Raw genomic sequence first — 8,761 nt, forward strand, 5'->3', positions numbered from 1 at the left:
CTGCCCGTGCGGCCCGCAACACCCCGGCGCGCGCCGCCGCTGCGACCCCGGCCGGCCGCTGGACCGTCCAGGTCGGCGCCTTCCGCGAGGAAGCCGTGGCCCGCGACTGGCTGAACGACGTCAGCCGTCGCTTCCGCACCCAGTTCTCGAGCGCCCAGCGCGACGTGCAGACGGCGAACGGCTGGTATCGCTCGCGCTTCACCGGCATGACCCAGCAGTCGGCCGAGTCCGCGTGCGAAGCCCTGTCCGAGCGCCGCGTCACCTGCATGGTGATCCGCCCCAGCTGATTCAGCGTCCCAGGTTTCTCAGCGTCCTTGGCCGTTACGCCATCCAGGCTCCGCCAGGCGACGGGCGTAGTCACGCACGTCCGCCGGCCAGGCGTCCGTGCGGGCGTCGAACGCGGTCCAGTCGCCCGCGAACAGCATCCGCACGGCCTCTTCATAGTCCGGCAGGTCGCCCGCCACAGCGGTCATGAAGCGATAGGCCGCCTCGCGGCTGCGACGCATCCGGTCCGGCGTCTCGGCTTCGCGTAGAGCGGCTTCAACCAGCTTACGCAAGGCCACCGAGGCCCCGCCCGGCTGTGACGCCAGCCAGTCCCAGTGGCGCGGCAGCAAGGTGACTTCACGCGGCGTCACGCCCAGCTTGGGCCGCCCCGGCCCGCGCTTTTCCGGCTCCGGCGACGCCTTGGGCGGCAGGCGCGCCAGCACCGCCGTCAGATCGCCGCGCAAATCCAGGTCCACCGGCTGCGCGTCCTCATCCCGAAAGACCAGAACCGCCCGGCCGGAGTCGTGCGCGGCCTTCGCCGCACCAGCGACCTGAGCCAACGACCCGGTCGCGATCATCGTATGGCCGTCGAAGGCTGTGCACAGAGTCATAATCCGTCCTCACTTGTTGAAAACGGAATTACCCGGATGATATTATCGCGTCAATATTACCCGGATAATTTATGAGCGCCGCTCGTCCATGCCGCCGAACAGGGCCCCGGCGATCCAACTGACCACGCCGGTGACGATGGCGGCGCCGATCCCGGCCCACAGTCCGTCGACGACGAAGCCGCCCAGGAACATGGCCGTCAGACCGATCATGGCGGCGTTCACCACCAGCAGGAAAAGGCCGAAGGTGACGATGGTCAGCGGCAGGGTCAGGATCACCATCAGCGGCCGCACGAAGGCGTTGACCACACCCAGGATGACCGCCGCCGCGATCAGCGACCCCGTCGAGGTGAACTCCACCCCCGGCACCAGCTTGGCCGAGGCCCACAGGCCGATCGCCGTGACCACGGCCTGAACGATGAAACCCAGCATGACGCCTCCAACTGAAGAACCTTGACCATATAAGCGCATATCGCCGCGTTCGGCTCCGTGCGTCGGGCAAGTTCGCCTGCTAGGCTGACCGCCCTACCCCGAAGGAGACCCCCATGAGCCTTCACGGCGCCTACGATCCGGACAACATCTTCGCCAAGATCCTGCGCGGCGACATGCCCAGCGTGAAGGTGTGGGAGGACGACGACGTCCTGGCCTTCATGGACGTGTTTCCCCAGTCCGAGGGTCACGTCCTGGTGGTGTCCAAGACCTCGACCGCCCGCAACATCCTGGAGATCGAGCCGCAGGCCTTGACCAGGCTGACCGCCGCCGTCCAGCGCACCGCCCGCGCGGTCGAAAAGGCGCTGAAGCCCGAAGGGCTCAGCCTGATGCAGTTCAACGGCGACGCGGGCGGCCAGACGGTCTTCCACCTGCATTTCCACATCGTGCCCCGCTGGGCGGACCGTCCGATGAAGGGCCACGGCCACGCCCCCATGGCTGACGCCGAACATCTAAAAATGCTGGCCGGAAAGATCGCGGCCGCGTTGGACTGACCGCCTATAGCGGCCCCTTGAAGATGAAGAAGGCGCCGCCAGCGATCAGGGCGAAGCCGATCAGGTGGTTCACCGTCAGCTTCTCGCCCAGGTACATCACCGAGAAGATCGCGAAGACCAGCAGGGTGATCACCTCCTGCATGGTCTTCAGCTCGGCCGCCGAATAGACCTGATGCCCGATCCGGTTGGCGGGCACGGCCAGCCAGTACTCGAAGAAGGCGATGCCCCAACTGATCAGGACCACGATCCACAGCGGCTTGGCCCCGAATTTCAGGTGGCCGTACCAGGCGAAGGTCATGAAGACGTTGGACAGCGCCAGCATGACGATGGGCGCGAGATAGGGCAGCGAAGGCATTCGATCAGTGTGCTTGCGTCAAACAGATTCCGCCAGCATAAGGCGGGCCACGCCGGTTTAGCTCAGCTGGTAGAGCAGCGGTTTTGTAAACCGAAGGTCGCGGGTTCGATTCCTGCAACCGGCACCACCCTCCTACCGATCAGGGCGGGAATGGTCACGTCCGCGCGTCGCGAGATGCGACGCCGTCATCCGTATCGACGGATCGCGATTCCTCACGCTACCATCCGCCGACGACGCTCAACGCCCAGAGCCTTCGCTCGCCCGCCCGTCGTTGGCCGCCCTAGAGGATGAAAAATGCGACAATTCACCCTGCTGCTCGCTCTGCTGGTGATGCTTCCGACGGCTGTCGAGGCCCAAGCACGGCGACAAAGGGTTCCGGACCCCGATCCCCAGCACCGTGCAACCGATTGGGTTCCGCTTTCTCAATCAATGACCGAATTGCTCAATGCAGGATGGAGGATCGTCTCGCACACCAACTATCGGACAGAGATGTACAACCCCAATACAGAGTCGTTCTCTTTCATTCTCACGAACGGAGAACGATACGTCATCTGCATGATCGACGATCCGGTCATGAACAACTCCACCTCCAAATGCCGCGCTCTGAACTAGCAAAACGCTGATTTCAAACTGGCAGGACGGCGAACAGCCCGTCACGGCGTCCGCGAGACGAGAGCCGCCTCCCCCTTTTGCGGCCTCTCAAAGTTCGGCGTCCATCCGCCGCAGGGCGAAGCATGGAAAAGCTTTGCAATATGCCGTCCATGTCTCCTGAAAACGAAATCACCTTCCGCCGCATCACATCTGAAAATGTCAGCGAAGTCTGCGAGTTGAGCGAAACTTTATCGCCGGCGCAACGCGCTGTAGTCGCCGACAACGGCGTGTCCATCGCAGAGGGTTTCTGTTCCGAAGCGACATGGCTTCGGGCCATCTACCTGGACGAAACCCTCGTCGGCCTGGTCATGGTCAACGACGGAGACGAGTGGGACGACGGCATCGACTGCGACGGCCCCTATCTGTGGCGCCTGATGATCGCAGGCCCGCACCAGGGCGCGGGCGTCGGCCGCCGGGTCGTCGAGATGGTGAAGCAGCGCCTGCGTCGTCGCGGCTACGCCACCCTCTACACCAGCTATGGCCTGGGCGAAGGCAGCCCTGAGGGCTTCTATCGCCGCCTGGGCTTCGTGCCCACGGGCGGATTCTTCGGCGACGAGGTCGAGGTCTGCGCCACCCTGTAGGCCTCGCCGCGACCTGGGTCGTGCTTGTCGCAGAGGGCGGAAGCCGCTAGGCCTTCGCCTTCTCCCCGTTCCGGCCCGTTTCCATCGCAACTTCGGCCGCCTCCCACATGTCCGAGACGACCAACAAGCTGGGTCACAGGATCCGAACACGGGGCGCCCGCACCCGACGCGCCCTGCTGGACGCCCTGCGCGGTCTGCTGAACAGCAAGCACCTGGGTGAAATCCGTCCGGCCGACGTGGCGGCGGCGGCGAGCGTATCGGCGCCGACCTTCTACACCTACTTCGCCTCGGTCGAGGAAGGCTTGCTGCTGCTGTGCGAAGAGGCAGGCGAGGACTTTCAGCGACTGGCCTCGCACATCCACGCCGACTGGTCCGGCGAGCGCGCCTTTGAGGCCGCGCGCGCCTATGTGCTGGAAGTCCTGGGCCTGTGGAGCGACCACGGCCCGGTGCTGCGCGTCGAGCACATGCTGGCCGACATGGGCGAGCCCGCCTTCGCCGAGAGCCGCATCCGCCGTCTGCGCCGCCTGCACCTGGCGCTGGAACGTCGCATCGCCCAGGCCCACGCCAGCGGCCTGCATCCCGAGGGGCTCAATCCACGCCTGACCTCCTATGAGACGGCGAACCTAGTGGAATCCGTTGCAGCGGGCTTCGAACTGATGCGCCGCGCCGATACGCCCGAGGCCATCATCGACACCACCGCCCACATCGTGGTGAAGCTGACCACCGGACGCTGACGCCCTGGCTTGGACAAGCTGTCCATTGCGACGGCGCCCTCATGGGCTAAAGCATGACCGTCGGCCAAGGAGTGCGTCATGTTCCGTCTTTCGTCCTTCCCCACGATCCGCCGCACGTCCGGCGCGGCCGGCGTGCTGGCCGCCGCGCTGACAGTCTCTCTGGGCCTTGCGGCCTGCGGCCAGGGGGCAGACGGTTCAGGGACCAGCGCAGCCGAAGCGCCCAAGCCCCCCGCGCCGACCGAGGCCGAAAAGGCCGCCCTGCTGGCGTCGCTGCCCGCCCCCTACGACCAGGCGGATCTGGAAAACGGCCGCCGCGCCTTCGCCCGTTGCCGTTCGTGCCACACCATCACGCCGGGCGGACCGAACATGACGGGCCCCAACCTCTATGGCGTGTTCGGCAGCCCAGCGGGCGCGCGAGACAAGTACAGCTATTCCCACGCCATGCGGACGGCCGACTTCACCTGGGACGCCGAAACCCTGGACCACTGGTTGCAGAACCCCCGCACCTTCCTGCCCGGCAACAAGATGAGCTTCGCCGGTCTGCCCGACGCCACGGACCGTCGTGACGTGATCGCCTTCCTGAAGGTCGAGACGGGGTTCAAGCCGACCGGCGAATAGCGGCGGAGCAAGTCTGAAAGCAAAAGGGCGGCGGACCGTGGTCCGCCGCCCTTCGCATGTCACAGGCTGTCCAGCGGTCTATTCCGCCGGGCTCATGTCCGGCTCGAGGCCGTCGCGCTTCTCCTGCGCCTCCCACTCCTCGATCTTGCGGGCGGTGTATTCCGGCGACTTGGTGAAGCGCGCCAGCACGCCGTAGATCACCGGCACCACGAACAGGGTCAGCACCGTCGCGAACATGGCGCCGGTGAAGATCACCACGCCGATGGTCTGACGGCTGCCCGCCCCCGCCCCTTGCCACAGCACCAGCGGCAGGGCGCCGAAGGCGGTGGCGATCGAGGTCATGATGATCGGGCGCAGACGCAGGGCGGCCGACTCGATGATGGCCTCGCGGATGCTGCGCCCCTGGTCGCGCAGCTGGTTGGCGAACTCAACGATCAGGATGCCGTTCTTGGCCGCAACGCCGATCAGGATGATCAGGCCGATCTGGCTGTAGATGTTCAGGCTGGAGCCCGCCATCAACAGGCCGAACAGCCCGCCCGCCGCCGCCAGAGGCACCGTCAGCATGATGACCGCAGGCGTGATCCAGCTCTCGAACTGAGCCGCCAGCACCAGGAAGACCAGCAGCAGGGCCAGGGCGAAGGCCCAGCCCACGGCGCTGCCCGCCTCCTGCTGGTCGCGGGCGGCGCCGCCCCAGCGGATGTTGGTCACGCCCTGCGGTTGCTTGGCGACCTCGGCGCTCAGGAACTGCACCGCGTCGTCGATGGTCGTGCCGGGGTTGAGGTCAGCCGCCAGGGTGATGGACCGCTGGCGATCCAGACGGCGACGATCGGGCGTATCGCCCGAGGTCTTGGTCGTGACCACGGCCGACAGCGGCACCAGCTGCGCCGTGCCGGTCGAGACATAGAGCGACTCCAGGTCCGTCACCTCACGGCGATTGTCGCGCTCGGTCTGCAGGATGACGTCGTATTCCTGACCGCCCTTGATGTAGGTCGTGGCGCGGCGCGAACCGAGCATGGTTTCCAGCGTGCGGCCGATCTGTTGCGAGGAGACGCCCAGGGCGGCCGCCTTCTGCGGATCGACATCGACCAGCAGACGCGGCGCATTCGGCTCATAGTTCAGGCGCGGGCGCGAGAAGCCCGGGTTCTCCTGCGCCGCCGCCAGAATGGGCTGCAGCCAGTTGTAGATGGCGGCGTATTCCGAACCCGTGACGACCATCTCGACCGAGTTGGAGTTGCCGCCGCCGCGCTGGAAGGCGCCGGGCGTCGAGGCGTTGACCTGGGCGCCGGTCTGATTGCGCAGCTTGCCGTTCAGCTCCTGAGCGATCTGGTCGGCCGATCGATCACGCTCGGACCAGTCGGACAGGTTCAGGATGGCGCTGCCCGAGCTGAAGCCCGAGCCGCCGAAACCGGGCGACGACACCAGGTAGTTGGCCGCCTCGCCGTTCTCACGATACTCGGCCAGCAACGGCTCGAGACCCAGCATGATCTCGCGCGTATAATCGAAACCCGTGCCCTCGGGCCCGGCGATACGCAACGTCACGCGACCGCGGTCCTCGTTCGGCACCAGCTCGTTCGGCAGGTGCAGGAAGATGCCGGTGGCTCCAGCCGCAACCAGCACGATGACCGCCGCCACGCCGCCAACGGCGATCCGACGGCCCAGCAAGGCGTCCAGCGAAGCCGCATAGGACCGCTTCAACGCATCCATGCCCGCATCCACGCGCCGCGCGACCCAGCCGCCGGTGTGCGCCGGTTTCAGGATCTTAGACGCCAGCATGGGCGACAGGCTGAGCGCCAGGAAGGCCGAGAAGGCCACGGCCGCTGCAATGGCTGCCGCCAGCTCCACGAACAGGCGTCCCACATAGCCCGGCAGGAACAGCAGCGGCGCGAACACCGACAGCAGGACGACCGTCGTCGCCACGACGGCGAAGAAGACCTGACGCGCACCGCGTTCGGCGGCCACCAGCGGCGGCTCGCCGTGATCCAGGCGGCGCTGGATGTTCTCGACCACGACGATGGCGTCGTCGACGACCAGGCCGATGGCCAGCACCAGGGCCAGCAACGTCAGCAGGTTCAGCGAGAAGCCCAGCGGCGCCAGGACGATGAAGGTCGCCAGCAGGCAGATAGGCGCCACCACCGACGGGATGATCGCCGCCCGCAGGCTGCCCAGGAAGATGAAGTTGACCAGGGCCACCAGGCCCATGGAGATGCCGATGGTGATCCAGACCTCGTCGATGGCGTGCGAGGTGAAGACCGAGTTGTCGGAGCCGACCTCCAGCGTCGTGCCGGGCGGCAGGCTGTGGGCGACCTCCTCCATCAGCTTGCGCGCGCCTTCGGAGATCTGCAGGTCATTCGACTGGGCCTGACGGGTGACGGCCAGGCCGATCTGATCGACGCCGTTGCCGCGGAACAGACGACGCGCCTCGGCGGGCGCCTCTTCGATCCGGGCGATGTCGCCCAGGCGGGTGACGTAGGCCGCATTGCCGATCAGAGCGCCCGTGACGCCGTTGGTCATGGCCGCCGAGGCCGCGCCCAGGGTGCCGGACGCCTGAGCGCCCGTGGCGGTCGAGGCCGAGCCGCGCGTGCCGATGGGCAGTTGGGCGAAGTCGGCCGGATCGGCGTAGTTGCGCGCCACACGGACGGTGTAGTCCTTCTGCGCCGATTCAAGCGCGCCGGCGGGCAGTTCGACGTTCTGATTGTTCAGGGCGGTCTCGACGTCGGTGACGGTCAGCCCCCGCGCCGCCATCGCCCCGGCGTCCAGCCAGATGCGCATGGCGTAACGTTGCTCGCCAAAAATGTTGACCTGGGCTACGCCCGGCACGGTGGCGAAACGGTCCACCAGATAGCGGCGGGCGTAGTCGGTCAGCTCCAGCCGATCCATGGTGGTGGAGCGCAGGAACATGATCATGATCGGCTGACTGTCGGAATCGGCCTTGGCCACTTCCGGCGGGTCAGCCTGGTCCGGCAGACGGCCCAGCACGCGCGAAATGCGGTCGCGCACGTCGTTGGCCGCGTCGTCGATATTGCGATCCAGCGAGAACTCGATGTTCACATTGGAGCGACCGTCGCGGCTGGTCGAGTTGATGCGCTCGACACCCTGAATACCGGCGATCTGCTGCTCGATCGGCTCAGTAATCCGGCTCTCGATCACCTCGGCCGAGGCGCCGGCGTAGTTGGTGCTGACCGAGACGACCGGCGGGTCCACGTCCGGCAGTTCGCGCACCGGCAGGAAGAAGAAGGCCGCCGCGCCGATGACGCACAGGACGATGGCCGCCACCGCCGCAAAGACGGGGCGTCGGACCGAAACATCAGACAGCATCATGGGCGGGCCGCCTGCGGAGCGCGGGCGCCGCCCTTGGCTGGAGCGCCGCGCTGCTGGCCTTCAGCGCCTTCAACGGTGACGGGGGCGCCCGGCTGAATGCGGTTCAGGCCGGACGCGACGATGCGGTCATTGTTGCCCAGGCCCGAGACGATCTCGACAAAGCCGCTCTCGACCGCGCCGGTCTGGACCTCGACACGCTGGGCGGTGGTGCCCGTCTCGCCGCGCGCGATGCGATAGACGAAGGCGCCCTGGCCCTCATACTGAACGGCCGCCTCAGGCACGGCCAGACTCTGGCGGCGGCCCTGGTGGACGGCGACGCGCATCATCATGCCGGGACGAATGCGGTTTCCGGGGTTGGGGAACTCGGCGCGAGCGATGACGGCGCGGGTCTGTTCATTGACCCGCGTATCCAGCAAGGCGATGCGGCCGTTGAACTCTTCGCCGGGGAAGGCGTCCGTGGTCGCCGTGATCGGCGCGCCCACCGGCAGGACGCCCAGATAGCGTTCCGGCATGGGGAAATCGACGCGAACGCCGCTGGCGTCGTCCAGGGTGGTGATGACCGCGCCGGGCGAGATCAGGGTGCCCGGCGTGACCGAGGTCAGGCCCAGGACGCCGGCGAAGGGCGCGCGCAGGATGCGGTCGCCGCGCC

11 protein-coding genes and 1 tRNA gene are annotated in these 8,761 nt (G+C 67.0%); 7 read left to right on the forward strand and 5 right to left on the reverse strand.

Annotated elements, in window-relative coordinates:
* Window positions 1–287 (forward strand): SPOR domain-containing protein (locus RT567_RS10355; protein WP_313576313.1); only part of this gene is annotated, 287 nt, incomplete at its 5' end.
* A gap of 18 nt (window positions 288–305) precedes the next feature.
* On the opposite strand, the gene RT567_RS10360 is transcribed toward RT567_RS10355, so the two are convergent.
* Window positions 306–875, reverse strand: a complete 570-nt coding sequence (locus tag RT567_RS10360) for a DUF2239 family protein (RefSeq protein WP_313576314.1) — start codon at window positions 873–875, stop codon at window positions 306–308.
* 69 nt (window positions 876–944) lie between these two features.
* Window positions 945–1,304, reverse strand: coding sequence for a phage holin family protein (locus RT567_RS10365; RefSeq protein ID WP_125901974.1), 360 nt, complete (start codon window positions 1,302–1,304; stop codon window positions 945–947).
* A 113-nt stretch (window positions 1,305–1,417) separates the two neighbouring features.
* Between RT567_RS10365 and RT567_RS10370 the strand changes: the two genes are divergently transcribed.
* Window positions 1,418–1,855 (forward strand): HIT family protein, encoded by a 438-nt coding sequence (locus tag RT567_RS10370; protein WP_313576315.1) that lies wholly within the window; start codon window positions 1,418–1,420, stop codon window positions 1,853–1,855.
* A gap of 4 nt (window positions 1,856–1,859) precedes the next feature.
* Here RT567_RS10370 and RT567_RS10375 read toward each other — a convergent pair whose 3' ends face one another.
* Window positions 1,860–2,210 (reverse strand): DMT family protein, encoded by a 351-nt coding sequence (locus RT567_RS10375; RefSeq protein WP_046653721.1) that lies wholly within the window; start codon window positions 2,208–2,210, stop codon window positions 1,860–1,862.
* 51 nt (window positions 2,211–2,261) lie between these two features.
* Here RT567_RS10375 and RT567_RS10380 point away from each other — a divergent pair.
* The 5 genes from RT567_RS10380 to RT567_RS10400 all read left to right on the forward strand — a co-directional run bounded on the left by RT567_RS10380 (window position 2,262) and on the right by RT567_RS10400 (window position 4,794).
* Window positions 2,262–2,337, forward strand: a tRNA-Thr gene (locus RT567_RS10380).
* 167 nt (window positions 2,338–2,504) lie between these two features.
* Window positions 2,505–2,822, forward strand: a complete 318-nt coding sequence (locus RT567_RS10385; protein ID WP_313576316.1) for a hypothetical protein — start codon at window positions 2,505–2,507, stop codon at window positions 2,820–2,822.
* Window positions 2,823–2,971: 149 nt separating this feature from the next.
* Window positions 2,972–3,442, forward strand: a complete 471-nt coding sequence (locus RT567_RS10390) for a GNAT family N-acetyltransferase (RefSeq protein ID WP_313576317.1) — start codon at window positions 2,972–2,974, stop codon at window positions 3,440–3,442.
* Between the two features lie 107 nt (window positions 3,443–3,549).
* A complete protein-coding gene (locus RT567_RS10395) occupies window positions 3,550–4,176 on the forward strand; it encodes a TetR/AcrR family transcriptional regulator (RefSeq protein WP_313576318.1) in 627 nt (208 codons plus the stop codon).
* Between the two features lie 78 nt (window positions 4,177–4,254).
* Window positions 4,255–4,794, forward strand: a complete 540-nt coding sequence (locus RT567_RS10400; protein WP_313576319.1) for a cytochrome c family protein — start codon at window positions 4,255–4,257, stop codon at window positions 4,792–4,794.
* Window positions 4,795–4,872: 78 nt separating this feature from the next.
* On the opposite strand, the gene RT567_RS10405 is transcribed toward RT567_RS10400, so the two are convergent.
* Window positions 4,873–8,109, reverse strand: coding sequence for an efflux RND transporter permease subunit (locus RT567_RS10405; RefSeq protein ID WP_313576321.1), 3,237 nt, complete (start codon window positions 8,107–8,109; stop codon window positions 4,873–4,875).
* Window positions 8,109–8,761: efflux RND transporter periplasmic adaptor subunit (locus RT567_RS10410; RefSeq protein ID WP_313576320.1), on the reverse strand; the 653-nt coding region annotated here is incomplete at its 5' end. The genes RT567_RS10410 and RT567_RS10405, both read right to left, overlap by 1 nt.

The organism is Brevundimonas sp., from assembly GCF_032107865.1.
Taxonomy (GTDB): Bacteria; Pseudomonadota; Alphaproteobacteria; order Caulobacterales; family Caulobacteraceae; genus Brevundimonas.

Coding starts and splice junctions, on each gene's coding strand:
- RT567_RS10360 (WP_313576314.1), bottom strand. CDS start 875: ATGACTCTGTGCACAGCCTTCGACGGCCATACGATGATCGCGACCGGG.
- RT567_RS10365 (WP_125901974.1), bottom strand. CDS start 1,304: ATGCTGGGTTTCATCGTTCAGGCCGTGGTCACGGCGATCGGCCTGTGG.
- RT567_RS10370 (WP_313576315.1), top strand. CDS start 1,418: ATGAGCCTTCACGGCGCCTACGATCCGGACAACATCTTCGCCAAGATC.
- RT567_RS10375 (WP_046653721.1), bottom strand. CDS start 2,210: ATGCCTTCGCTGCCCTATCTCGCGCCCATCGTCATGCTGGCGCTGTCC.
- RT567_RS10385 (WP_313576316.1), top strand. CDS start 2,505: ATGCGACAATTCACCCTGCTGCTCGCTCTGCTGGTGATGCTTCCGACG.
- RT567_RS10390 (WP_313576317.1), top strand. CDS start 2,972: ATGTCTCCTGAAAACGAAATCACCTTCCGCCGCATCACATCTGAAAAT.
- RT567_RS10395 (WP_313576318.1), top strand. CDS start 3,550: ATGTCCGAGACGACCAACAAGCTGGGTCACAGGATCCGAACACGGGGC.
- RT567_RS10400 (WP_313576319.1), top strand. CDS start 4,255: ATGTTCCGTCTTTCGTCCTTCCCCACGATCCGCCGCACGTCCGGCGCG.
- RT567_RS10405 (WP_313576321.1), bottom strand. CDS start 8,109: ATGCTGTCTGATGTTTCGGTCCGACGCCCCGTCTTTGCGGCGGTGGCG.